Origin of the sequence: Microbacterium sp. ZW CA_36, assembly GCF_044987475.1 — a bacterium.
Lineage (GTDB): Bacteria > Actinomycetota > Actinomycetes > Actinomycetales > Microbacteriaceae > Microbacterium.
The window spans coordinates 57,191-79,846 of record NZ_JBJDRL010000008.1 but is presented as its reverse complement, the minus strand read 5'-3'; the positions used below and the strand labels follow the sequence as shown (position 1 = coordinate 79,846).

Annotated in this window: 24 protein-coding genes; 14 read left to right on the top strand and 10 right to left on the bottom strand. The window is 67.6% G+C overall.

The genetic code is table 11. The annotated features are described in order from the left end of the window. The first annotated feature begins 97 nt into the window (after nucleotides 1-97). Together ACI3KX_RS06100 and ACI3KX_RS06095 are read left to right on the top strand one after the other, a co-directional pair. Nucleotides 98-1,600 carry a flotillin family protein gene (locus tag ACI3KX_RS06100; protein WP_404908681.1) on the top strand — a complete coding sequence of 501 codons (1,503 nt, stop codon included), beginning with the start codon at nucleotides 98-100 and terminating at the stop codon, nucleotides 1,598-1,600. 184 nt (nucleotides 1,601-1,784) lie between these two features. Then, nucleotides 1,785-4,151: a sulfatase-like hydrolase/transferase gene (locus ACI3KX_RS06095; RefSeq protein ID WP_404908678.1), complete on the top strand. Its 2,367-nt coding sequence runs from the start codon at nucleotides 1,785-1,787 to the stop codon at nucleotides 4,149-4,151. Nucleotides 4,152-4,277: 126 nt separating this feature from the next. Here the strand turns inward: ACI3KX_RS06095 and ACI3KX_RS06090 are convergent, their stop codons facing one another. Both ACI3KX_RS06090 and ACI3KX_RS06085 read right to left on the bottom strand, forming a co-directional pair. Beyond that, nucleotides 4,278-4,934, bottom strand: coding sequence for a response regulator (locus ACI3KX_RS06090; RefSeq protein ID WP_404908675.1), 657 nt, complete (start codon nucleotides 4,932-4,934; stop codon nucleotides 4,278-4,280). Beyond that, nucleotides 4,931-6,331, bottom strand: coding sequence for a sensor histidine kinase (locus tag ACI3KX_RS06085; RefSeq protein WP_404908672.1), 1,401 nt, complete (start codon nucleotides 6,329-6,331; stop codon nucleotides 4,931-4,933). The genes ACI3KX_RS06090 and ACI3KX_RS06085 overlap by 4 nt, the downstream gene beginning before the upstream one ends. 109 nt (nucleotides 6,332-6,440) lie before the next feature. On the opposite strand from ACI3KX_RS06085, the gene ACI3KX_RS06080 reads away from it, so the two are divergent. Then, on the top strand, nucleotides 6,441-7,130 hold the full coding sequence (locus ACI3KX_RS06080) for a DedA family protein (RefSeq protein ID WP_404908669.1): 690 nt from the start codon (nucleotides 6,441-6,443) through the stop codon (nucleotides 7,128-7,130). A gap of 41 nt (nucleotides 7,131-7,171) precedes the next feature. Here the strand turns inward: ACI3KX_RS06080 and ACI3KX_RS06075 are convergent, their stop codons facing one another. Next, nucleotides 7,172-7,774: a hypothetical protein gene (locus ACI3KX_RS06075; RefSeq protein WP_404908666.1), complete on the bottom strand. Its 603-nt coding sequence runs from the start codon at nucleotides 7,772-7,774 to the stop codon at nucleotides 7,172-7,174. Nucleotides 7,775-7,928: 154 nt separating this feature from the next. Here ACI3KX_RS06075 and ACI3KX_RS06070 point away from each other — a divergent pair, with 154 nt between their 5' ends. Continuing rightward, a complete protein-coding gene (locus ACI3KX_RS06070) occupies nucleotides 7,929-8,372 on the top strand; it encodes a cyclase (RefSeq protein WP_404908663.1) in 444 nt (147 codons plus the stop codon). 19 nt (nucleotides 8,373-8,391) lie between these two features. Here the strand turns inward: ACI3KX_RS06070 and ACI3KX_RS06065 are convergent, their stop codons facing one another. Then, complete coding sequence (locus tag ACI3KX_RS06065; RefSeq protein WP_404908661.1) at nucleotides 8,392-8,853, bottom strand: hypothetical protein; 462 nt, start codon at nucleotides 8,851-8,853, stop codon at nucleotides 8,392-8,394. 165 nt (nucleotides 8,854-9,018) lie between these two features. Between ACI3KX_RS06065 and ACI3KX_RS06060 the strand changes: the two genes are divergently transcribed. Further along, nucleotides 9,019-9,927, top strand: coding sequence for a hypothetical protein (locus ACI3KX_RS06060; protein WP_404908658.1), 909 nt, complete (start codon nucleotides 9,019-9,021; stop codon nucleotides 9,925-9,927). Between the two features lie 34 nt (nucleotides 9,928-9,961). On the opposite strand, the gene ACI3KX_RS06055 is transcribed toward ACI3KX_RS06060, so the two are convergent. The 3 genes from ACI3KX_RS06055 to ACI3KX_RS06045 form a co-directional block, all read right to left on the bottom strand. Further along, a complete protein-coding gene (locus tag ACI3KX_RS06055; RefSeq protein ID WP_404908656.1) occupies nucleotides 9,962-10,552 on the bottom strand; it encodes a dihydrofolate reductase family protein in 591 nt (196 codons plus the stop codon). Nucleotides 10,553-10,638: 86 nt separating this feature from the next. Next, nucleotides 10,639-11,436, bottom strand: coding sequence for an ABC transporter permease (locus tag ACI3KX_RS06050; RefSeq protein WP_404908652.1), 798 nt, complete (start codon nucleotides 11,434-11,436; stop codon nucleotides 10,639-10,641). Beyond that, on the bottom strand, nucleotides 11,433-12,206 hold the full coding sequence (locus tag ACI3KX_RS06045) for an ABC transporter ATP-binding protein (protein ID WP_404908649.1): 774 nt from the start codon (nucleotides 12,204-12,206) through the stop codon (nucleotides 11,433-11,435). The genes ACI3KX_RS06050 and ACI3KX_RS06045 overlap by 4 nt, the downstream gene beginning before the upstream one ends. Before the next feature lie 137 nt (nucleotides 12,207-12,343). Between ACI3KX_RS06045 and ACI3KX_RS06040 the strand changes: the two genes are divergently transcribed. Next, entirely contained in the window at nucleotides 12,344-12,886 is a 543-nt protein-coding gene (locus tag ACI3KX_RS06040; RefSeq protein WP_349426197.1) for a helix-turn-helix domain-containing protein, read from the top strand. Nucleotides 12,887-12,930: 44 nt separating this feature from the next. Here ACI3KX_RS06040 and ACI3KX_RS06035 read toward each other — a convergent pair whose 3' ends face one another. Beyond that, nucleotides 12,931-13,539, bottom strand: coding sequence for a hypothetical protein (locus ACI3KX_RS06035; RefSeq protein WP_404908646.1), 609 nt, complete (start codon nucleotides 13,537-13,539; stop codon nucleotides 12,931-12,933). Nucleotides 13,540-13,587: 48 nt separating this feature from the next. Here ACI3KX_RS06035 and ACI3KX_RS06030 point away from each other — a divergent pair, with 48 nt between their 5' ends. Further along, on the top strand, nucleotides 13,588-13,857 hold the full coding sequence (locus ACI3KX_RS06030; protein ID WP_349426195.1) for a hypothetical protein: 270 nt from the start codon (nucleotides 13,588-13,590) through the stop codon (nucleotides 13,855-13,857). Nucleotides 13,858-14,210: 353 nt separating this feature from the next. Here ACI3KX_RS06030 and ACI3KX_RS06025 read toward each other — a convergent pair whose 3' ends face one another. Beyond that, nucleotides 14,211-15,083 (bottom strand): helix-turn-helix transcriptional regulator, encoded by an 873-nt coding sequence (locus ACI3KX_RS06025; RefSeq protein WP_404908644.1) that lies wholly within the window; start codon nucleotides 15,081-15,083, stop codon nucleotides 14,211-14,213. A gap of 145 nt (nucleotides 15,084-15,228) precedes the next feature. Between ACI3KX_RS06025 and ACI3KX_RS06020 the strand changes: the two genes are divergently transcribed. The 6 genes from ACI3KX_RS06020 to ACI3KX_RS05995 all read left to right on the top strand — a co-directional run bounded on the left by ACI3KX_RS06020 (nucleotide 15,229) and on the right by ACI3KX_RS05995 (nucleotide 20,729). Beyond that, entirely contained in the window at nucleotides 15,229-16,209 is a 981-nt protein-coding gene (locus ACI3KX_RS06020; RefSeq protein WP_404908641.1) for an aldo/keto reductase, read from the top strand. Between the two features lie 208 nt (nucleotides 16,210-16,417). Next, the gene (locus ACI3KX_RS06015) at nucleotides 16,418-17,560 is read left to right on the top strand and encodes a serine hydrolase domain-containing protein (RefSeq protein WP_404908638.1); all 1,143 of its coding nucleotides are present in this window, start codon (nucleotides 16,418-16,420) and stop codon (nucleotides 17,558-17,560) included. A gap of 73 nt (nucleotides 17,561-17,633) precedes the next feature. Next, complete coding sequence (locus tag ACI3KX_RS06010; RefSeq protein ID WP_363356772.1) at nucleotides 17,634-18,419, top strand: MerR family transcriptional regulator; 786 nt, start codon at nucleotides 17,634-17,636, stop codon at nucleotides 18,417-18,419. Between the two features lie 116 nt (nucleotides 18,420-18,535). Then, nucleotides 18,536-19,372, top strand: a complete 837-nt coding sequence (locus ACI3KX_RS06005) for an alpha/beta fold hydrolase (protein ID WP_404908635.1) — start codon at nucleotides 18,536-18,538, stop codon at nucleotides 19,370-19,372. Nucleotides 19,373-19,620: 248 nt separating this feature from the next. Beyond that, on the top strand, nucleotides 19,621-20,448 hold the full coding sequence (locus tag ACI3KX_RS06000) for a hypothetical protein (RefSeq protein ID WP_301115117.1): 828 nt from the start codon (nucleotides 19,621-19,623) through the stop codon (nucleotides 20,446-20,448). A gap of 113 nt (nucleotides 20,449-20,561) precedes the next feature. Next, nucleotides 20,562-20,729 carry a hypothetical protein gene (locus tag ACI3KX_RS05995; RefSeq protein ID WP_363356770.1) on the top strand — a complete coding sequence of 56 codons (168 nt, stop codon included), beginning with the start codon at nucleotides 20,562-20,564 and terminating at the stop codon, nucleotides 20,727-20,729. Nucleotides 20,730-20,864: 135 nt separating this feature from the next. Here the strand turns inward: ACI3KX_RS05995 and ACI3KX_RS05990 are convergent, their stop codons facing one another. Continuing rightward, nucleotides 20,865-21,770 carry an alpha/beta fold hydrolase gene (locus ACI3KX_RS05990; RefSeq protein ID WP_404908630.1) on the bottom strand — a complete coding sequence of 302 codons (906 nt, stop codon included), beginning with the start codon at nucleotides 21,768-21,770 and terminating at the stop codon, nucleotides 20,865-20,867. Between the two features lie 87 nt (nucleotides 21,771-21,857). On the opposite strand from ACI3KX_RS05990, the gene ACI3KX_RS05985 reads away from it, so the two are divergent. Continuing rightward, complete coding sequence (locus ACI3KX_RS05985) at nucleotides 21,858-22,649, top strand: alpha/beta hydrolase (protein WP_363356768.1); 792 nt, start codon at nucleotides 21,858-21,860, stop codon at nucleotides 22,647-22,649. Nucleotides 22,650-22,656 lie beyond the last annotated feature (7 nt).

The following is a 22,656-nucleotide window of genomic DNA, read 5'->3' as shown; positions in this document are numbered from 1 at the left end:
ACCCGCTTCCGGCCCCTGCGGTCGAGGGACATGCCTGGTTGCGCATAGATTCGGTGCATGGCCCGCAATCGGCGGGCTCAACCTGGAGAACCCCCACATGGATCTGTTCGGCCTCATCGGCATCGCAGTGGCTGCCGGAGTCATCCTCGTCGTCGTCCTCATCGGCTTCATCCTGTTCCGCGCCTGGTACCAGGTGCCCAAGGCCGACGAGGCCATCGTCATCGTCGGCAAGAAGGCCCGCGACAGCACCGAGGGCGAAGCGAACAAGATGACCGTCATCAGCGGTCGGGGTGCGTTCGTCAACAAGCTGACGCAGCGCTCCGACAAGGTCTCGCTGCGGTCGCGGCAGATCAAGTTCGAGCCGACCGCTCAGACCATCAACGGTGTCACCATCGACCTGACCGGCGTCGCCCTCGTGAAGATCGGCTCGACGCCCGACCAGGTCCGCCGCGCCGCGGAGCGATTCGCGTCGCAGGACGATGCGATCGTCGTCTTCACGACCGAGCAGCTCGAAGGCGCGCTGCGCGGCGTCGTGGCGAAGCTGACCGTCGAGCAGGTCATGCAGGATCGGCAGAAGCTCAGCGACGAGATCGCGCAGGGGATCTCCGGCGATCTGCTCGCGCAGGGGCTGGTGCTCGACTCGTTCGCGATCCAGGGCATCACCGACAAGAACAACTACATCTCCGCGCTCGGCGCCAAGGAGGTGCAGCGCGTCAAGCGCGAAGCGGATGTCGCAGAGATCGACGCCACGCGCGAGGTGAAGAAGCGCCAGCTCGCCGCCGACGAGGCCAACCTGATCGAGCAGACCGCCCTCGACAAGAACACCGCCGCCGCGAAGTCGGAGGTCGGCCGGGCGAACGCGCAGGCCGAGCAGTCCGAGAACCTCGCCCGCGCCGAGGCCGAGCAGGGCGTGCTCCTGCAGGAGGCCAACAACACCCAGGCACGACTGGATGCCGAGGTCAAGAAGGTCGCCGACGCCGACAAGTACAAGCAGCAGACGCTGGCGGACGCCGAGGCCTACCAGCAGCAGATCGCCGCCGACGCAGAAGCCTACAAGCGCGAGAAGAACGCCGAAGCGGACCGCAAGGTCGCCCAGGAGCGCTCAGATGCCGAGGCGTACGCGGTGAAGGCGCAGGCCGAGGCGCGTGAGGCGTCCGCCTCCGCCGAGGCCGCAGCCGTCCGGATGAAGGCCGAGGCCGAGGCCGCCGCGGTTCGCGTGCAGGCGGAGGCCGAAGCGGAGGCGATCCGTCTTCGCGGCAATGCGGTCGCCGAGGCCGTCGCCGCCGAGGCGGCTGCACTGCGCGAGAACCAGGACGCGATCCTCGCGAAGGAGATCATCGGACAGCTGCCGCAGCTCATGGCGGAGTTCGCCAAGGGCTACGAGAAGATCGGCACCATCACGATGATCGGCGGCGACAGCGCGGCGACGCACCTGGCCCGCGAGCAGTCGGCGAGCCTCACGGCGACCTTCGAGAGCGTCAAGGCGGCCACCGGACTGGACCTCGGCGCCGTCGTGCAGGGCCGGTCCTTCGGTCGCGGCGTCGCAGAGGGGACCCAGGTGACCACCACGCCTGTCGACCCGGAGCCCGTCACCACCTGATCTCGTCCGTCGTCAGCGCCCGCCTGCGATGCAGGCGGGCGCTGTCGTTCGGTGCGAGGGAGACCGGCGGGAAGTCGACCGTCGCTCTGTGCAACGCTCGCGCCGGCATCCGTTCACTCAGATGAGGTGATGTGCGCGCGGCGGTGTGCGGTAGCGTGCGCTTGGGGAACCGAGGAGGAAGACAATGACTGTCGATCGCCATGCCCGCACGATGCTCCCGATTCCCGACCGGCCGCGCCCGGGGTTGACCACCTACGACGCGAAGGACCCCGCAACCGCGTATCCGCCCATCGAGCCGCTCCTGCCACCCGCGGGCGCGCCGAATGTGCTGGTCATCCTTCTGGACGATGTGGGTTTCGGCGCCTCGAGCGTGTTCGGCGGCCCGTGCCGCACACCAGTCGCAGAGCGACTCGCGGCCGGGGGCCTCACGTTCAACCGCTTTCACACCACGGCCCTGTGCGCGCCGACGCGGCAGGCGCTCCTGACCGGCCGCAACCATCACTCCGTGGGTATGGGAAGCATCACCGAGACCGCGACCTCGGCCCCGGGGAACAGTTCGCTGCGCCCCAATACGAAGGCGCCGCTGGCGATGACGCTGAAGCTCAACGGCTACTCGACCGCCCAATTCGGGAAGTGCCACGAGGTGCCCGTATGGCAGTCCTCGCCGATAGGCCCGTTCGACGCGTGGCCGTCCGGAGGTGGCGGGTTCGAGACCTTCTACGGCTTCATCGGCGGCGAGAACAACCAGTGGGAGCCCGCGCTCTACGAGGGGACGACGCCCGTCGAACCGCCCGCGACGCCGGAGGAGGGCTACCACCTCACCGAGGATCTCGCCGATCGGGCGATCGGCTGGATCCGCACACAGAAGGCGCTCGCTCCCGACAAGCCGTTCTTCGTCTACTTCGCGCCGGGAGCCACCCACGCACCACATCATGTGCCGGCCGAATGGGCGGACCGGTACAAGGGTGAGTTCGCGGACGGGTGGGACGCGCAGCGCGACAAGACGTTCGCCCGCCAGAAGGAGCTCGGCGTCATCCCGGCCGACGCCGAACTGACCGCGCGGCACGACGAGATCCCCGCGTGGGACGACATGCCCGAGGACCTGAAGGCCGTGCTCGAGCGCGAGATGGAGGTGTACGCGGGGTTCCTCGAGCACACCGACCATCACGTCGGAAGAGTCCTCGACGCGGTCGAGGATCTCGGGATCCTCGACGACACGCTCGTCTACTACATCATCGGCGACAACGGCGCCTCAGCAGAGGGGACGGTCAACGGCGCCTTCAACGAGATGGCGAACTTCAACGGCATGGCTGCGCTCGAAACGCCCGAGTTCATGCGGTCCAAGATGGCGGAGTTCGGCTCGCCGACCTCGTACAACCACTACGCCGTCGGCTGGGCGTGGGCGATGGACACCCCGTTCCAGTGGACCAAGCAGGTCGCCTCGCACTGGGGAGGCACCCGCAACGGCACGATCGTGCACTGGCCGCGGACGATCCACGACAAGGGTGGCCTGCGGTCTCAGTTCACCCATGTCATCGACATCGCACCGACGATCCTCGAGGCGGCCGGGCTTCCCGAGCCGACACAGGTCAACGGCGTGCAGCAGTCGCCCATGGAGGGCCGCAGCATGCTGTACGCGTTCGAGGACGCCGACGTCCCCGAGTCGCACGACCTGCAGTACTTCGAGATGTTCGGCAACCGCGGCATCTACCACCAGGGCTGGAGCGCCGTCACCAAGCACCGGACGCCCTGGGTCATGGTGGGCGGCGCACTGCCGGCCTTCGACGACGACGTGTGGGAGCTCTACGACGGAGCGACGGATTACAGCCAGGCGCGCGATCTGGCGAGGGAGCACCCCGAGAAACTGCACGAACTGCAGAGACTCTGGCTGATCGAGGCGGTCAAGTACAACGTGCTGCCGCTCGACGACCGCACCGCCGAGCGCCTCGACCCCGGGATGGCGGGACGACCGACACTCATACGCGGCGACTCGCAGCTCTTCTTCCCCGGGATGGGCCGGCTGTCGGAGAACAGCGTCGTGAGCATCAAGAACCGCTCCTTCTCCGTCACCGCGGAGGTCGACGTTCCCGAAGACGGCGGACGGGGTGTCATCATCGCTCAGGGCGGCCGGTTCGGAGGATGGAGCCTCTACCTTCTCGACGGTGCCGCCCGTTTCGTCTACAACGCGCTCGGCATCCACCGCTTCACCATCTCGGCCGGAAGCGCCGTCGCCCCCGGTACCCACCAGGTGCGGGCGGAGTTCGCCTACGACGGCGGCGGCCTCGCGAAGGGCGGTGACGTCACCATCTACTACGACGGCGCCCCGGTCGGCACCGGCCGAGTCGGGCTGACCCAGCCCATGGTCTTCTCGGCCGACGAGACGACCGACGTCGGCTACGAGTCGGGCACACCCGTGAGCGACGACTACACGCCACAGACCAGCCGGTTCAGGGGCCGCATCAACTGGGTGCAGATCGACCTCGGCGCCGACGACCACGATCACCTGATCGACCCGGACGAGCGGGTGCGGATCGCAATGGCCCGCCAATAGCGACCGCGGCGCGGAGGACGCAGGTCGGATGCCGGTCCTCGACCGCGCGATCTATCCGAAGGTGTCTTCCGCGCGCGCGGCATCCGTCTCGCCAGGCGTGAGCGACCTCGCGGTACACGATTCCGATCAATCGTGCTCGACGATCCCGGCCCGATATGCCAGGACCGCGGCCTCGACCCGATTGCGCACGCCGAGCTTCACGAGGATGGAGCTGACGTAGCCCTTCACCGTGCCCTCCACGAGGTGCAGCTGCGTTCCGATCTCGGCGTTCGAGGCGCCGGCCCCGAGCAACGCCAGCACCTCCCGCTCACGATCGGTCAGGGCCGCGGCCGACTCGCGAGCCTCGGCGCTGCGCACACGGTCGCCCTCGCGGTACGGCGCGATCACGCGGCGCGCGATGTCGGGAGAGAGGTAGGCGCCGCCCTCCGAGACCGCGCGGACCCCCGCGATCAGCTCGCGCGGATCCGCTGCCTTCAGCAGGAACCCCAGTGCGCCACCGCCGAGCGCGCGCTCGATGTAGTCGTCCTCGCCGAAGGTCGTCAGCATCACGATGCGGGTGCCCGGCACGGTCGTCGCGATCTCGGTGGCCGCGCTCAGGCCGTCGAGGACCGGCATCCGGATGTCGAGCACGGCCACATCGGGACGGTGACGCTGGCTGCCGTCGATCGCCTCGCGGCCGTTCGCGGCCTCGAACACGACGTCGATCTCGGGGTCGGACTCGAGTATCGCGCGCACGCCCGCCCGCATCATGGCCTCGTCGTCGGCGATGAGCACGCGGATCATGACGCCTCCAGCAGTGTCTTCTCGACGAGCACACCCTGATCGAAGCACAGGCGGTACGTCGCGTCGGTGAAATGCAGCCAGCCGTCCCGCGCGGCGAAGTACTCGCACTCGGCTCCGTCGGGCATCGGGGGCTCGGCAACGATCGGCACAGGGCCCGGGATGCCCGCAGGCAGCAGCGGGGCGAGCTCAGCCCGCGTCGTGCGCAGTTCGATGCTCTCGTACACCTCGGACGTGATCGCGGTTTGCCCGAACGTGATCGCCTGAACGACCACGAAGCCGACGAGGGCGAGCCCGAGGATCACCGCCGGGACGATCGTCGCCTGCCAGACACGCCGGCGCGCCGTGCGCGCATTGGAACGCAGCGCTGGGTCGGGAGCATTCAGCGGACGCTGCGCGACAGTCTCGGGGCGCATCGGCGCGAGCAGCCTCAGCTCGAAGCCGCCGTCCTGCCGCGAATCCGCGTCGAGGGAGCCGCCGAGCAGCTCGGCGCGACGGCGGAGGCTCGGGATGCCGTGACCACTGCCCTGCGTCGCGGCCTCGGTCGACCCCTTCGAGACGATCGACACCGTCATGCCGCCGGCCTCATCCCGCGCCACGTCGATCACGACCCCCGCGCCGGCAGCGTGTCGCGCGGCATTCGTGAGCCCTTCGCGGACGGTCCGCGCGGCCAACTCGGCGATGAGTGGATCCGCGGCCGAGACGACCCCATGATCGATGCGCGCTTCCACCCTCATGCCGGCATCGCGTGCCCCCGACACGAGCGCATCGATGCCATCGCCGCCGCGGGGATCGATTCGGCTCGGGCCTTCTTCGGGCCTCGTCATCCGCACCACGTCCCGCAGACGGTCGCTCGCCCGCACCGAGGCCTCGCGCAGCGCACGGAACTGCTCGCGCTGCTCGGAACTGAGACCCCGCCCGAGCTCGAGGGCACCCGCCTGCACCGCGATCAAGGCCAGCTCGTGGCCGATCGTGTCGTGGAGGTCATCGGCGATGCGCGCGCGTTCTTCCGCCTGCGCGCGGTCGGCGAGGATCGCGGCATCCGATTCCCGCTGCTCCTCTCGCAGCATCCGGTACCTGCCGAACCACCATGGAGCGACGACGGTGAGCAGTGCGATGAGGACGCTCGCCATCCAATCGCCGAGCGGCGCGGTGCCGGGCATCACGTAAGAGACCGGGAGCGAGACTGCCAGCACGACGGAGAAGGTGACCACGGCCGGGACGAGCCCGACCATGTGGCGCCCGGCCAGGTAGCCCGCGACCGCTGCCGGGATGAGGCTGAGCACCAGCGCGGAGTCGCCCCACCGCGCCAACGGAAGCGCGATCGACGTCGCGAGGAACAGGAGGACGACGCCGAGCGGCGTCGACCACGACCCTCGCCGCAGACGGGCACGGAGCATTCCCCCATCGTAGGAAGACAGGCGCGTGCCGCAGGACTGACGAAAGTAAGGTGCCGTCCCTCCTTCGGTCGGATGTGCCGGTCTCCGACCCGCTCGTAGCGTCGCAGGCATGGACCTCCTCGCGACACTGACGACCCTCGTTACCGACCTCGCGGCATCGCCGTGGGTGTATCTGGTCGTGCTCACGGTGTGCGTGATCGACGGGTTCTTTCCGCCGGTTCCGAGCGAGACCGTCGTGGTCGGAGCCGCCACCGTCTCGGTAGTCACGGGCCAGCCGAACCTGCTGCTGCTCATCGGCACCGCCGCCGCAGGCGCCATCATCGGGGACAACATCGCGTACCAGCTCGGCCGGGTACTGGGCACGGACCGCTTCCGGTGGATGCGGACGACGCGCGCCACCAGCGCGGTCGATTGGGCGCGGCGCGGGCTGGACCGCCGCGGAGCGCTCCTCATCTTCACCGCGCGCTACATCCCGGTGGGCCGTATCGCCGTGAACATGACAGCCGGTGCCACGGGCTACCCGCTTCGCCGGTTCCTGCCGCTGTCGATCGCAGCCGGAGTCACCTGGGCCGCGTATTCGGCGATCTTCGGCATTGTGGCCGGGCAGTGGCTGCACGACCAGCCGCTGCTGGCCATCGTGCTCGCGATCGTGGTAGCCGCGGTCATCGGGACGGTGATGGATGCCGTCATCCGGCGCATGTTCAACCGCGCGTCGGGTGCGGCCAGCGTCGAGCCGGACGTCGAGCCACCACGCACCGGAAGCCCGCATGCCACCGTGGCCGGGCTCCCATCGGAATAGCCTCCACGGCGACACGAACCTGGCGTCAGCCGCGTGCGAAGCTATCCGAAGGTCTCGAGTGCGTGACGAAAGGCGTCCCTCGAGGCCATCGTGGCCTCGGTGATCATCAGCGCATTGTGGCCGACTCGCCTCGTGTGCTCGCCGCGGCAGGGGATCGTGACGATCTTGGTCATCCCTGCTCGCCAGGCCCGCACGACCGCATCGACGTCACGTCGCAACGGACTGTCTTCGAGGGAAGCGCGTCGGGAGGCGATCTTCGCCTCGAAGTTGGCTTGGTCCCAGTCCCGATGGGCGGGGTGGTCCAGCGCGTCGGGTCCGAACTGATCGCGCCATGTGGGACCGACGATTTCCTGAAGCGCGTCGAGTCGTTCGCGAGAACCACTCGCCGTTCGCCTGAGCCGCTCGTGCAGCGCCGGGTCGGATTCTCTGCCCGCGTGCTGCAGTGCCGCGACCCACAGCAATGGCCAGGCGTTCTCCCACTCCTGCAACGTGGGCGCCGCCGGCGGCTGGTCGAGTGGGTCGCGGCGAGGTGTGTCACTGAGCAGCGGAGGCAGGTCGTCACCGTGCGGGTGAAGTGCATAGGCCTCTCTGATCCACAGCAACTCGAGCAACGGTGCCGCCCTGTCTTCGACCGCGATCACCATGTCGTGCGGCCACGGGTTTCCGGGGATCGGGTTGGTGGATCGCATGTTCCTCCGCTCGAAGACTCAACCATCGTGACGGAAAGTGGCTCGACCCGGAAGCGCCCCCAGGCACCCCGCGCGCGGCATCCGTCTCGCCAGGCGTGAGGATGGATCCGTGCCTTCGACATTCACCCTTGTCACCGAATCGTCGTACTCAGTCGAGGCGCTCTTCGACCTATCTCTCGATATCGACGCGCACGTGGCCTCGATGTCGCACTCGAAGGAGCGTGCGGTGGCCGGCGTGACGACCGGACGGATCGGTCTCGGCGAGAGCGTGACCTGGCGAGCCCGTCACTTCGGAATCTGGTTCACCCTTGCCACGAAGATCACGGAGCTGGACCGACCCGCGCGGTTCGTCGATCGGCAGGTCCGCGGCCCCTTCACGACGTTCGACCACGAGCACCTGTTCGAATCGAATGAGACCGGGTGCCGCATGACCGACCGCATCACCGTCGGCTCGCCCGTCTTCGGCTGGCTGGCGGAGCGACTGATCCTCGTCCCGTACCTCCGGCGACTCATCGCCAGGCGAAACAGGCATCTTCTCGGCACCCTGCCCTGACGCCCTGACTCAGCTTCTCTCAGTGCGTCACGGTTGATGTGGTCGTCTCTTTGTCGAACCCCGCCGACAGGTGGATCGGTCCGAGGTCGATCGACACCTCGTAGTGGTGCGTCTCGGTCGTGGTGCTGGTGGAATCAGCAGCGATCTCGGCAGGCCCCTTCTCAGCGGGTGTCGCCTTGGTCTTGGCGATCGAGACCCGCGTGTCGAGGCCCGCCTCTTTGAAGATCTCCTCGACGCTCGCGCCGGCCTCCTTGTGTACGGCGTCGATGAGCCGTTGGGCGCGACCTTCATCGTCTGCGATCGCGCCTGCGAGCCGCTGGAGATCCGATGCGATGCCTTGCAGGTCCGCTCGATTGTGCAATCCGCTGGAGAAGTCCGGCGTAGAGCTGCCGGCGGACCCGGCAACCTCGGGTTCTTGCCCTTCCTCGTTCATGGTCGACCCCGTTCGGCGAGCCATTGGGGGCTCGCGCTTCGCGGTCATCGTAGAACCGGACAGTGTGCCTGTCTACGCCACCAGCCGAGGCCCGAATGCGATGCCACTCTCCGACGTCACCCGCCGATCATCAGCTGAACGTCGGCACCGGGGATGTCAGTCTCGTTCGCGACGCCCCTTTCCCCGTGTGGGGCCCGGGCGGACAATGAGCGTATGGATGCCCCGCTGGGGTCGGGCGAGTTCGTGGAGATGGATGAGTTGGAGCGTCTGCGACGACGCGCCTACGGACCGGACGCCGACATCGCCGGGGACGCGGAGGCCGAGGGGCGCCTCGCGGAGTTGGAGGCCGCCCGACGCCGACAGCTGACGAACGTGGATGCCGCCGCAGAGGTTCCTGCTCAGGTCGGGAAACCGATGGCCGTCGTTGCACCTGCCGATGGGCCGGGCGCGGATTCGACATCGATCCTGCAACCTTTGGACGGGGCGTTCGCCGAGAGTCTGCCCAGCCGAGGGTCGGTCACTGAGCAGGACCACAGGAGGAGGCCGGTCAGCAACGGAACCCCGGCTGCACCGTGGTGGCGTCGCCCACGCTGGTTGGTGATTCTCGGCGCCGCGATCGCTGCCCTCGCCCTGATCGCAGGCTACGTCGCCGGGACGTCGCGGCTCCTTGCTCCGGTGTTGACTCCCCCGGCCGAGTCGTCCACGGTGCAGATGCCGCCCGTACCGGACAGCTTTCCTCAGGGCCTCTACCTGCCCTCACCGCACGAGATCCTCGCACTGAGGTCGGTCGGCGAAGACGCCGATCGGCCGAACGATCGGCACGGCGTTCTCGAGTCGCTGGGTATCAGCCCCGATGAGCTGCGGCGCTACCAGAACTTCGACGGTCTCAACATCTGGGGCGGTGAGTCTCGTTACGGCATGGCATGCCTGTTCGTGGCCGTCCCCGTTCAGGGAATCCGCGAGGGATACAGCGCCGAAGGGTGTTCCCCCGAAGGCTTCGACACCATTGCGGAACTGCCGCAGCAGGGGACCGACAGCGTCATGCGATTCGTCCTGGGGAAAGACCACGTCAGCGTGTACGTCTACGAGAGGACCGCGGATCCGAGGGGGTCGCAAGGCTAGCGCGACGTCGGCACCGGACTCTATCGAGCCCCGCTCAGATCGGCGAGCGGCGCACCCGGTATTGCAGGTGAAGCACCCGGTTGCCCTGAATCACCACCTCGGGATCCTCCAGCAGGTGCTGCGCGTGAACCGGCCCGAAGTAGCGCTTGCCAGACCCGACCACGACGGGTGCGACGTCCATGCGCACCTCGTCGATCAGACCCGCAGCGAGCACCTGCCCACCGACGTCGCCTGCGGCGACCTCGATGATGCGCTCACCCGCGAGCTCCTGCGCCTTGGCCATGGCTGCCTCGACCCCGTCGACGAAGTGAAACGGCGCCTCGGGATCCCAGCCCTCGGGCGGCGGCCGGTGCGTCACGACGACCACGTGGTCGACGCCGCTGGGAGGCGTCCCGTCCCAGCCATCCGTCACGTCGAACACGTGGCGGCCGACGATCGTCACCCCGATCTGGTCCCAATACGGCCGGACGTAGTCGTAGGACGCCTGCGAAACCTTCAACACGCCGCCCTCGTCCAACGGCACGTCCCCGCTGAGCAACCAGTCGAACAGTGGTCCGGGCTGATCATTCTCGTCTGCGATGAATCCGTCCACCGACACCGAGCTGTACAGGACGACTTTGCCCACGACGCGCTCCTCTGCTTGGCTGCCCCAAAAGTAGCGCGTCCGCCGTGGCCGGGCCATCGAGGAGATGCGACGGCCGGTGGGCCTCTTCAGCGCAGGTCGCGGCGCAGCGGAACGGCCACCGCGACGCATGCCGCCGCCGCCGCATAGGCGAGCAGGACGAGCGCACCGATCGTCGGCGACGTCGGCACGGTCGGCGTCGTCGGGAGCTGCTCGGCTATGGCATCGCTGAGGAAGGTGAAGTCGGTGAGAGCCGCCGTCGCGCCTCCGGGGAGATAGGAGTGGATCGCGTTCACGCCGGGGATGATCATGAGCACGTGCTCGAGGAAGTAGAAGTACCCGAGCACGATGCCGACGGCGAGCAGCTGATGGCGTGCGAGCGCGCCGATGGCGACGCCGAGGATCATGTAGACGGCGGCCGCCAGCGAGAGACGTGCGAGCAGCGTGACGAGTCCGCCCATCGGGACCCCGAGCTCGATGCCCTGCAGTGCCGCGCCGCCCAACACAGCTGCCCCGGCGAACAGCGACGCGACGACCCCGTAGGCGATGCCGAGCGCGGCGAACACGACGAGCTTCGCGGCGAGCAGTCGCCCGCGGCGAGGGGCGGCGAGGAAGGTGGTTCCGATGGTGTGATGCCGGTACTCGCTCGTGACGGCGATCGTGCCGATGAGCGCGGGCACGAAGAGCAGCAGGCCGCTCATGCCCACGACGATGCCGACGCCTTCGCCGGTGTCGAGGCCGGGCAGCGGCGGGGTGGCATTCTCGGGGCCGACGAGAGCCAGCAGGCCGGTCAGAGCGCCACCGCTGCCGGCGGCGATGATGAGCGACCACATCGGGAGCCGGGTAGCGAAGAGTTTCGTGAACTCGCCCCGGATCAGTCGATTCATGCGGAGACTCCTTCGGTGAGTGTTGCTCTGGATGCTCCGGGTGCGGCGTGGGATGCGGTCTCGGATGTGAGCCGCAGAAATGCCTCTTCGAGGCTCGTGCCGTGCGCGGTGAACTCGGCGAGCGAGCCCTCCCACGCCACGTGTCCGCGATCGATCAGCACGAGGTCGTCGACGCCGTGCTGGAGTTCCGTGAGGACGTGGCTCGAGAGCAGGACCGTACGACCGCTAGCGGCGAATTCGCGCAGGAAGGTGCGCAGCCAGACGATCCCCGCCGGGTCCAGCCCGTTCGACGGCTCGTCGAGCACGAGTACGTCCGGATCTCCGAGGAGTGCCGTGGCGAGGGACAGCCGCTGTCGCATGCCGGTCGAGAAAGTGCCCACACGGCGGTCGAGATATGCAGAGACGCCGGTGAGCTCGGCCACCCGCTCTGCATTCGCCGGCCCATGTCCGCCCAGCGCGCAATACGTGCGGAGGTGTCCGCGCGCCGTCATCGCGGGGTGGGCGGCGGCGATGTCGAGCACGGCCCCCACCGTGCCGGACGGCTCGTCGAGTTCGCGGTACCAGGCACCGCCGATGAGGGCCGTTCCCGCATCGGGACGCGTGAGGCCCAGAAGCATCCGGAGCGTCGTGGACTTGCCCGCTCCGTTGGGACCGAGGAATCCGGTGACCCGGCCGGGACGCGCGCTGAAGGTGACGTCCCTCACCGCGTCGACGCCGGCGAAGCGCTTGGCCAGTCCAGAGACCTGGACGTCCGTGCCGCGGCCGGTCATGATGCGCTCCCGGCCCGGGAAGTCGACATGAAGAGTCGAGGTGTCGGTCGAATGGCGGTCATCAGGGTGTTCCTCTCACTGACGTACGCTGGATCAGGTCTTGAGAATGTTATCACCGTGAGAATGGTTGGTGTGCCGTGTCGAAGAGCTCGCCCATCGCCGATGTCGTCATGCATCCCGTGCGCCTCCGGATCATCCAGCAACTCGGCACCCGCCAGGTCACGACCGCGGATCTTCGAGCCGCCATGCCGGATATCCCGCAGGCGACGCTGTACCGTCACGTCGCCGCACTCGTCGAGGCCGACATCCTCTCGATCGTGGAGGAGCGGCGGGTGCGTGGCGCGGTCGAGCGGACGTTCACCCTTGGTGGAAGGATGGCTCACGTCGACCATGCAGAGCTCAGGGAGATGGGTGAACAGGAGTTGCGCCAGTCCTTCCTGACGTTCATCGCCCACCTCGGCGAGACGTTCGATCGCGCGAGCGCTTCGGATGCCGATGGCGACTTCCGCGACTTCCTCGGCTTCGGAGAGGTGCAGCTGCACGTCACGACCGCCGACCTCAGCGAGATCCAGGCACGTCTCGGCGAGCTGCTCGCGCCGTACCTGGCCGCCACGGGCCCCGAACGCCGCACCGTGACCTTCGCCACAGCTCTGATACCGGAACCGCCTCGCCAGGCGTGACGGTCGCCACGGCTCGGGACCGGGCGAGGGCTGTGTACTACGCGTCAGTCGCCGGAACTGCCGGGGAGGACGTCTCGGTCCACCCTGACCGACACGGAGTCCAAGCGGGGGTCGGCGCGGAGTCGTCGAAAGATCGACGGTTCCGCCGCCACGATGAGTGAATCCGGGTAGAGCCGGCTGCCCCACGCCAACCGCTTGTCCGCATCCCACGCGAACTCGGGAATGCGACGTCCCGATTCCACGTCAGCCGGAACGAGATCGGCTTCGAAGTACTCCTCCCCGAACACGCGGATCGGTGAATCGGTCACCGGCACCTCGCCGTAGCCGACCCAGCGAAGACATCGAAGCGACAGATCGCCGATGGCGTCGCGCAGCGCTTCCGCGGTCGATCCATCCAGTTCGCCCATGCATGAGACGAGGTCGCGGACAGCCGGACGTTCCTCCGCGATCCGACGGGTCGCTTCGAACCAGTTCAGGGATGCCGAGTGCTCCTCGACGTCGACGAACCGAGACCAGCGGACTGCGGTCCCGTCTCTGTCGATGAACGGGAGATAGACACGCGGCATCGGCAGGTCGCGGTGGGACGCAGGGACGAAGTCGCGAGCGACAGTGCGCCATCCCGATTCGTCAAGCTGAGCCGTCCGGTCGACCATGCCCCTCACCGTATCGGGGCTGCGGGCACGAACCCGGATAATGGACGCATGTCTTCCCCTGTCGAACGCCGTTCCAACCCGACCGCCTGGGCCGCTTTCTGGTTCGCGCTGGCCGGCCTCGTGCTCATGCCCATCCCCCTGTTCATCGGCCTGATACTTGGCGGTGGCCTTTCGATCGTCGCCGCAGTCCTCGCCGTGATCGCACTCCTCAAGGGACTCGCGCGCAACGGCAAGGGCATCGCACCCGTCGTGTTCGCCGCGATCTTCATCGCACTCACGTGGGGCGGCATCTCGATCGGCGGCGGCACCGTCTGGTAGGTCGGCCGACCGCCGGATAGCATGGCGCCAATCGGCGTCCGGGTCAGCCGACTGCCGCGCTGGCTTAAGCGTGGCATCCAGGCTTCACCGTGTCTGGCGATCGTGTAGCGCGACGCACCCGATCGTCAGGTGGCCGACTGGGTGCGGATGAGCTCCGTGATGTCGATCGGCTCCGTGGGAGGCAGTTGGAGGTCGGCGGGCCCGATGACCGCCGGGACGGGGATCGTGGGAGCAGAAGCGTTCATGATGATCCTTGGGCGAGGGTGACGAGATGCGGGAACACCCTCCACCGTGCACCGAGCGATGAAGCCGGACAGGGTCGAAAGTCCTGCCGCCGCGTCATTCACCGATACCTAAACCGGCGCCTTTGGTACGGCCGTTTCGGCCACGTTGGCGAGTAGTTGGAGGCGTTCCTGGGTGGCAGATCCGGGTTCGGCGGAGAAGACGATCATCTGGAGTCCGCGGTCGGACGCGAGATCCATAGCCTGAAAGGTGAGGTCGAGGTCGCCGACCACGGGATGGTGGACGAGTTTGAGGCCGGCCCGGTGTTCGCGGACGTCGTGGGCTCCCCAGAGCTTTCGGAACAGATCGCTGCGGGTGGAGAGCTCGCCGACAAGGTCGGTCAGCTGACGGTCGTACGGCGAGCGGCCGGCTTCGGCGCGAAGGACGGCCACGATCTGGCGGGTCTGCGCTTCCCATTCCCGGTAGAAGGTCTGGGCTCGCGGCTCGAGGAAGATGAATCGGGCGGCATTCGCTGGCGGCCGGGCGCCGTCGAGCATCTCGGAGAAGAGAACTGCCCCGAGACGGTTGGTGGCGACCGCGTCAAGACGGCCGTTCTGTATGTAGACCGGCACCGTCGACATCGCGTCGATGGTCTGTCTCATGCCCGAAGTGAGCTGCGTCCTGCGTGGGGTCCGTGCTCGTTGCTGCGGGTGAGCGCCGGCATTGGCGGTGCGGACCAGGTCGTACAGATGGGCGTGTTCAGCTTCATCCAGTTGCAGGGCGCGGCTGACACCGTCGATGACTGCCTCGGAGACGCCTGTCGCGTTGCCCCGTTCGAGGCGTTTGTAGTACTCCGCGCTCATCCCCGCCACTAGCGCAACTTCCTCCCGGCGCAGCCCCGGGACCCGGCGGCGACCGCCGAAGTCCGGGAGCCCCACCTGCGACGGCGTGAGCTTCGCGCGCCGCGTGGTGAGGAACTCGCTGATCGCGTCCGAGGTGTCCATGCCATCGAAACTACGCCGACGTGGAGGCGCGTCGGGGGTCCCTGTCGGGGCACCTATAGGTAGGGCCACGCTCATCGCGGCGAAGAGGCGTTGACTCGAACCATCAGCCGCGGAACGAGCGGTGAAACTGGAACGGAGAACACCTTTGAAGAACGCACACCTCGGGAGCCTCGAGGTCTCCCGCATCGGCCTGGGTGCAATGACCATGGCCGGTACGTACACGACCGGAGGCGGTCTCGACAACGACGAGTCCATCCGCACCATCCACCGTGCCCTCGACCTCGGTGTCACCCACATCGACACCGCCGAGATCTACGGCCCGTACCTCAGCGAGGAGATCGTCGGCCAAGCCATCCGCGGCCGCCGCGATCGGGTGAAGATCGCCACCAAGTTCGGACTCGTCTCCCACTCCGGCGGCGGGCCGGGCGTTATCGACAGCGCACCTGCGAACGTGAAAGCCGCCGTAGAGGGCAGCCTGCGCCGTCTCGGTACCGACCACATCGACCTGTACTACCAGCACCGCGTCGATCCGAACACGCCGATCGAGGAGACCGCGGGCGCGGTCGCCGACCTGATCGCCGAAGGCAAAGTGCTCCACTTCGGTCTCTCCGAAGCATCCGTACAGACCATTCGCCGGGCGCACGCCGTGCAGCCGGTTTCGGCCCTGCAGACCGAGTACTCGTTGTGGACACGCGACGTGGAAGCGGAGATCCTGCCCGTGCTCCGCGAGCTCGGCATCGGCTTCGTCCCCTACTCACCCCTCGGTCACGGCCTCCTCACCGGGCAGATCCGTTCCGCGGCCGACATCCCCGAAGATGACTGGCGCAAGACCAACCCGCGGTTCGTGGGCGAGAACTTCACCCGCAACCTCCGCCTCGTGGATGAGGTCCGTGCGATCGGTGCCGAGATCGGCGCAACCCCCGCGCAGACGGCGCTGGCGTGGATCCTCACCCGCGGCGACGACATCGCCCCGATCCCGGGCACCCGCCGAGTGGCGCGAGTGGAGGAGAACACCGCCGCCGACGCGGTCGAACTCACCGCAGACCAGGCCGACCGCCTGACCGCGCTCGAACCAGCGGCGGGCGAACGACACGACGAAGCCAACATGGTCTCCATCGACCGGTGACGTCGGCTTCGGTAGCGTGGTCCTGACGCGCCACACCGCCGCATCGTCCTCCATGACACGGGCACGCTCGATGATGAGCGGGGTTGGGATCCGCCGGTGCGAGGTTCTTCGAGCTTTCGTCTTGACCTTGACCTTGGGTCAGGGTTCACACTCGCGACTGCGACGCCGGAACGGGCTCGCGGAACGAAGGATTCGAAGGAGCACAGACATGACCCTCCCCACCCAGCAGCACGCCACCGCCGCGGCTCAGGACCGCCCCGAGCTTCAAGCGATCCTCGACGACATCGTCGACTCGGGCATCACCGGCATTACCCTGCGGGTCCGCGACGAGCACGGCGAGTGGACCGGTGCGGCCGGCCGCAGCGAGATCGACGGCGACGCGAAGCCGCCGATCGACGGGCATGTCCGCATCGGCAGCAACACCAAGACGTTCACCGCCGCCCTCACGCTGCGGCTCGTCGCCGAGGGCCGGATCGCACTCGACACGCCGGCGTCCGAGTACCTTCCCGAGTTCGACCTGGACCCCCGCATCACGGTCCGAATGCTGCTGCAGCACACCAGCGGCGTCTTCAACTTCACCGGTGAGTACTACCCCGACGGCACCGTGGTCTCCGGCATCCCAGCGACCCCCGCCGGCAGGGAATGGGTCGACAACCGTTTCGTCACGTATGCCCCGGAGGACCTCGTCCGTCTTGCGCTGTCGAAGCCCGCTCGCTTCGAGCCGGGCATGGATTGGAGCTACTCCAACACCAACTACGTGATCGTGCGACTGATCGTCGAACGCGTCACCGGACGCTCAGTGGCCGAAGAGATGGACCGCCTGATCTTCCAGCCGCTGGGGCTCTCGGGCACAGCGCAGCCGAGCGCCGAGACCGACATCGCCGAGCCCCACGCCCACGCGTACTACCGATACGAGGAGGACGGCGAGGCGCACACGACCGACGTCACCGAGCACAACCCGTCCTGGATCTCCAGCGGCGGCGACATGATCTCCACGTCGCAGGACCTGCAGACGTTCATCTCGTCGATCGCGAGCGGGACGCTGCTTCCCGCTGAACTCCACGCCGAGATGTGTGCGACACGCGAGACGCCGATTCCTGGCATGGGCTACGGCCTGGGTGTGTTCGTCCAGGACCTCGGCGCGCACGGAAGGGTGATCACTCACAACGGCGGTGCGGCCGGGTTTGCGGCGCTGATGTACGCGACTCCCGACGGTCGCCGGACGATGACCGCGACCCTGAACTACGTCGACGACGCGGCGATGTCGCTGGCTATCCCCTTCCAGCAGGGTTCCCAGCGGCTGGTGGATGCCGTCTTCCGTACCGGCCCGGTCGCGACGCCGGCCGCATAGACAGATGACGCGTTCGACTGTTCCGGCGGCGTGGATCACGCCGCCGGAAGGTCGTACACAGGAGGCTGGACGGATGAGCAGCGGAGTCACGATCGGCCAGGCGGCCGCGTTCGTCGGCGTGACTGTGAAGACAGTGCGGCACTACCACAAGCTCGGCCTCATCGCCGAGCCGGAGCGCGACGTCTCGGGGTACCGGCGCTACAGCGCGGACGACCTGCTGCGCCTGGTGCATGTGCGCACGCTGGCGGGAGCCGGCGTGCCCTTGGCCGAGATCGCTCCGCTGCTCGCCGCCGATGGCGAGGAGTTCGCCGCGAAGATAGGCGACGTTGAGAGAAAGCTCGCGCACCAGATCGAGGAACTCATCGCGCGCCGGGACACCCTGCGCCAGTTGACCGATGGCGACCGCGCGCTCCTTCCCGAGCGCGCAGTGGCACTGCTCGAGCGGATGCCGGACCTCGACTTCAGCCCGCAGGAGATCGAGTCCTCCCGTGAAGGTCTGATCCTCGCGAAGGCGCTCGTGCCCGACCGCTTCGATGATCACCTCGCCGCCGTCGAGCACGCCCTGCAGGACCCTGAGTTCATCGCCCTGAGCAGACTCAGCGCGGACTCCGCGAACTGGGGTGCGGATGACCCCCGCATCCCCGAACTGGCCGCCGCCATGGCGGACCACTATCTCGCCCATCCCGAGCACCTGCGCATCATCACCGGGATGCAAGCGCGGACCGACACCGCCGCGCGCTACCGAATGGTGCGCGACTTCGGCTCCGACGAGGGAACCGCCGCGGAGCGGCTCGTCGCGCGCGTCGAGGCCCGGCTCCGCGAAGCCGGCATCCGCATCCCGAGGCCCGAGGCGGGCTGACACCGGTCGAAATCGCGCGAGCGGCGCCGACCCGGATCGTGGTCAGGGTCGGCGAGGAGTCGGTGAGGGGCGAGCAGAAGGTTGATGTGCCGGCGGGTCTCTGCGACGGTGCTTGCATGACGGATCTCACATCCTCCGCTCCCCCGACCGAGACCGGCTACGTCGAGCTCGGTCAGCTTCGCATGTACTACGAGGTCTATGGCGATGCCGCCGACCGCACACCACTGGTGCTGCTGCACGGCGGTTTGTTCGACATCGAGCAGCAGTTCGGCGCGCTCGTCCCGGACCTCGCCGCGGGACGGAGAGTTGTCGCGGTGGACTTCCAGGGGCACGGTCGTACGAACGACATCGACCGACCGTTCTCTGCTGCGGCGTTCGCCGATGATGTACTGGGCGTGCTCGACCACCTCGGCATAGGGAGCGCTGACATCTTCGGTTTCAGCGTCGGCGGCGCCGTCGCACTCGACCTCGCCATTGACCACCCGGAACGGGTCAGGCGGGTCATCGTCTCGTCGACGTCGTTCGCCGCATCGGGGATGCGCGGGTCCGAGAACGCGGAGGCGGTCGGCGCGATGAACGTCGACATGATCGCCGGCACGCCGATGGAAGCCGCTTATCTCGCGAAGTCGCCGCACCCCGACCTGCAACATCTCCAAGTGCTTCTCGACAAGCTCGGTGCGACCTACGAAGGCGGGTTCCCTGATCGCACGGATGCCGAGATCCGCGCGATCGCGGCGCCGACGCTCATCACCGTGGGCGACGCCGACATGGTCTCTCTCGAGCATGCGGTTGAGTTTCTGCGCCTCCGCGGCGGCGACGTGAATGGCGATTTCGTCGGTGTCCCGGCATCCCAGCTCGCGGTCTTTCCGGGCACGACCCATTTCTTCGGGCTGGCGCGAACCGACCTGGTTCGTGGCGTGGTCGTCGGATTCCTGGACGACGCCTCGGCTTAGGAGTCAGGTCATCCCCAGTCAACCAAGCGAGATGACGGACTGCGTAGGCGGTATCAAGATTCGCCCAGATGCATCTTCCTTGTGAGGGGTGTACTCGAGCCGAGGGCTTTCTCAACGCGAACGGGAGTGGAACCATGACTAGCGGAGAACGGATCCGCAGCCGGGAGCCAGTCCATGGGCATCGCGTCGGCTTTGCATACAGACGGTCTGGTCGCCTCGAATGTCCGTAGTTGGGAGGAGCGATCATCGTGGATCCGATAACCATCGCAGCATTGCTTGGACTCGGTGGTAAGGCGCTGGAGGTCGGCGTCGGTGCCTGGAAGGCCTGGCTGGAAAATGGGCGCGGCGGCGTCGCGGTTTCGGCAGATGGTTCGCAGTACGCACTGCCGTACGACGGGCGTCAGCTGACATACGTGCCGGGCGACGGACGTCGCGCGGCAATGCGGGGGCAGGTGCCGTTCGAGGTGAACCTCGTTGCCGGGGATCTATGGGCACATACGTACCTCAGCGCAGACCACCCGGCGCTCGTAGTTCTAGAGAATCGGAGCGCGCAATCACAGAATGATTCGATCGTCGCCATCGGCAAACTCGGCGAGGGCTTCGATGGCACGCTGCCGCCCGGGCACTATATGCTCGGCGTCTACGTGTTCTTGAACGCGAATCCTGAAACGTGGGACGACGTGGATGCCGGTGGCTTCCTCGAATTCTCGGTGAGCGGCCGGGAGAAGGCGCTTTCGCTCGAGGTTCCCGTCGGGGCGATCTCGGAGTCCGCGCCCATCCGCGGCGGCCATGAGACGATCGATTTTGAATCCGGCGTCCTCGAGGCTGGAACGCACCACGCCTACTCGATCTCATTGGTCGCGGCGGTCACCTACAGCATCTTCGTGCATTCCGCCGACTCATCGGCCGACTTCGACCTCGCTGTTTACGACGAGAACGGGGTCCTCGTCGGTCTGGACGATCATCCTGCGAGTGATGCTCTATGCCAGGTGACGCCGCGGTGGACGGGGCCCTTCATTCTGGCTGTCATGTGCCATCAGGGCAGTAGCGAGTACGAACTGCTCGTACTCGCCTAGGCTTCGCGGGCAGAATTGACTCGACCGATTGGATAGCCGGCGCGGAGGTCGCAGGCGCCGGCATTCCGGACGTCCGGCGTACGCTGTCAATGCGGCCGACGGAAGGATTTCCCGTGTCCCCCTACGACGAGCACGCCGCTCCGCATCACGTCCCTGCTCCTGGCGAGTCGAGCATCCCGGAACTCGAGGTCGACGAGACCGTCGCCCCGCGGCCAGAGGAGGAACTCGCAGACCTCATGCGTGCGCAACCTGACGTCGAAGACCACTCCCGCCCGGAATGACCGACTTCTCGGCCAAGCGACGATCGCCGGTCCCGTTCAGAGCGTTGCAGCGGCAGGCGGTATCCGCTGTCGCCCGCTTCCAGTAGCACCCCTGGGTGACCGCCCGACCAGCCCGGATCTGATCGCGCGCACTGGCTACCGGCGGCGAGCTGGTGCTGTGGGGATTCCGATCTCATCGAGCCAGTCGGAGAGGAGTGCCGCCACGAGACCGGGGCGCTCGTGGGGAAGTGCATGTCCGGCGTCGCCCGCGGTGACAACGGTGGCACGCGGGTACCGATCACCGAGGCGCTGTTGCCGTTCCCAGCCGACCCAGTGATCGTGACGACCCGAGATCACCAGCACCGGAGCGTCGACGGCCACCGTGTCGGGATCCGCGGTGTGTGGTCCCGCGGTGATCGCGCTCTCCAGCGTCTGCTCGTCGACCTCCCCGACGACCGGGACCACCGCGCGACGGAATCGCTCGAGGGTCTCAACCGTTCGAACGACGAAGTAACCCTCGTACTCGGCGCGCTGATCGGGATCGAGTGCGGTGGACACGTGATCGTCGCGAACCACTGCCGGCGCAGGGATGCGCTGTTCCCCGGCAAGGGCCGGGCAGATCAGTGCGATCCCGGCGATCCGGTCAGGATGCCGGGCTGCAATCGCGCGCGCGAAGTGTCCGCCGAACGAGTGCCCGAGTACCAGGAATCTGCCGGTCGGTGCCTCCTTGTCAAGGAGGAGGTCGACGAGGTCCAGCACGTCATCGGGTTGCCGAATTCCCGATGAGGGGCGCGAGTCGCCGTGGCCGGGCAAGTCGATGTACAGCCGACGCACCGGCCGCGCATCGATCATCGGATCGAGAAAGTCGCGCACCTCCCCCCTTGCGGAGTACGCGCCGTGCAGAGCGAGGAGCGGGATGCCGGCGCCGACGGCGTCGTAAGCCAGCAAAGCCGCATCGCTCAGCCCAACAGTCGTCGTCATGTCCCCATGATCGTTCAGGCGACGCAGCCGACCCAAGCCTCTAGTCCGGGCGAATTCGACGCTCCGGGCGCAGGAGGCCACGAGAGAGTCTCCGTCAGGAGCCTTGACCCTGACGCAGCGTCAACGCGGCACGCTGGACCACATGTTGCAGCACGGGCCGGAGACACCATGATCGACACGAGCTCGACCCCGACCTGGAAGGGCATGGTGCCCGTCGACGACACGGCTCTCGCTGTCGCCGACTTGGGTGGCTCGGGGACGCCGGTGATCTACCTCAATGGGCAGTTCGCGACGCAGGGCTACTGGCGGCGGGTCATCGCCGAGCTCGGGCCGCGCTGGCGGCACATCACCTACGACGAGCGGGCTCGGGGGCGCACGTCGGGACGTTCGGTGGATTACTCGTTCGAGGCCGCCGTCCGCGATGTCGATGCCGTGCTCGACGCGCGAGGTGTCGGCCGAGCGCTGGTGGTCGGCTGGTCGTACGGCGCGTTCGTCGCCGCACATTGGGCGAGCCGCAATCCTGACCGGACGATCGGCGCGGTACTGGTCGATGGGGCGCAGCCGCACGACTGGCTCACGGACGACATGGAGCGAGGCATCCGAACGGCCTTCCGTCGCCTGCGATGGCTGATGGTGCCGCTGCGCGTGACGGGGCTCACGCCGCGGATGACCGCTCTGGAGATGGCCGAATGCAACATCGAGGTCGGCAGGCTCGCGCGTGAACGGGAGCTCGGTCCGGTGATGGACAGGATCACCGTCCCGACCCGGTATGTCCTCGCGTCCGGAACGTCGTTCGGTAGTAAGGGGGATGGGCAGGAGAAGATCCGGGCCAGCGTGCCCGCGGTGGCCGAACGCAACTCGCACATCAAGATTCACGCCAAGGTCGCGAGCAATCACGCCGCGATCCTCCGCAAGGACTTCCGTGCGATCGCCGAGGCGGTCCGCGGCGTCGCCGGTTGAGGCAGTC

Excerpts from the sequence above, each read along its gene's own strand:
- ACI3KX_RS06085 (WP_404908672.1), bottom strand. The coding sequence starts at position 6,331 with ATGCTCCGTGCCCGTCTGCGGCGAGGGTCGTGGTCGACGCCGCTCGGC.
- ACI3KX_RS06095 (WP_404908678.1), top strand. The coding sequence starts at position 1,785 with ATGACTGTCGATCGCCATGCCCGCACGATGCTCCCGATTCCCGACCGG.
- ACI3KX_RS06100 (WP_404908681.1), top strand. The coding sequence starts at position 98 with ATGGATCTGTTCGGCCTCATCGGCATCGCAGTGGCTGCCGGAGTCATC.
- ACI3KX_RS06045 (WP_404908649.1), bottom strand. The coding sequence starts at position 12,206 with ATGACCGGCCGCGGCACGGACGTCCAGGTCTCTGGACTGGCCAAGCGC.
- ACI3KX_RS06015 (WP_404908638.1), top strand. The coding sequence starts at position 16,418 with ATGACCCTCCCCACCCAGCAGCACGCCACCGCCGCGGCTCAGGACCGC.
- ACI3KX_RS06075 (WP_404908666.1), bottom strand. The coding sequence starts at position 7,774 with ATGGTGATCGCGGTCGAAGACAGGGCGGCACCGTTGCTCGAGTTGCTG.
- ACI3KX_RS06050 (WP_404908652.1), bottom strand. The coding sequence starts at position 11,436 with ATGAATCGACTGATCCGGGGCGAGTTCACGAAACTCTTCGCTACCCGG.
- ACI3KX_RS05985 (WP_363356768.1), top strand. The coding sequence starts at position 21,858 with ATGATCGACACGAGCTCGACCCCGACCTGGAAGGGCATGGTGCCCGTC.
- ACI3KX_RS06060 (WP_404908658.1), top strand. The coding sequence starts at position 9,019 with ATGGATGCCCCGCTGGGGTCGGGCGAGTTCGTGGAGATGGATGAGTTG.
- ACI3KX_RS06065 (WP_404908661.1), bottom strand. The coding sequence starts at position 8,853 with ATGACCGCGAAGCGCGAGCCCCCAATGGCTCGCCGAACGGGGTCGACC.
- ACI3KX_RS06035 (WP_404908646.1), bottom strand. The coding sequence starts at position 13,539 with ATGGTCGACCGGACGGCTCAGCTTGACGAATCGGGATGGCGCACTGTC.
- ACI3KX_RS06090 (WP_404908675.1), bottom strand. The coding sequence starts at position 4,934 with ATGATCCGCGTGCTCATCGCCGACGACGAGGCCATGATGCGGGCGGGC.
- ACI3KX_RS06025 (WP_404908644.1), bottom strand. The coding sequence starts at position 15,083 with ATGGACACCTCGGACGCGATCAGCGAGTTCCTCACCACGCGGCGCGCG.
- ACI3KX_RS06005 (WP_404908635.1), top strand. The coding sequence starts at position 18,536 with ATGACGGATCTCACATCCTCCGCTCCCCCGACCGAGACCGGCTACGTC.
- ACI3KX_RS06030 (WP_349426195.1), top strand. The coding sequence starts at position 13,588 with ATGTCTTCCCCTGTCGAACGCCGTTCCAACCCGACCGCCTGGGCCGCT.
- ACI3KX_RS06080 (WP_404908669.1), top strand. The coding sequence starts at position 6,441 with ATGGACCTCCTCGCGACACTGACGACCCTCGTTACCGACCTCGCGGCA.
- ACI3KX_RS06010 (WP_363356772.1), top strand. The coding sequence starts at position 17,634 with ATGAGCAGCGGAGTCACGATCGGCCAGGCGGCCGCGTTCGTCGGCGTG.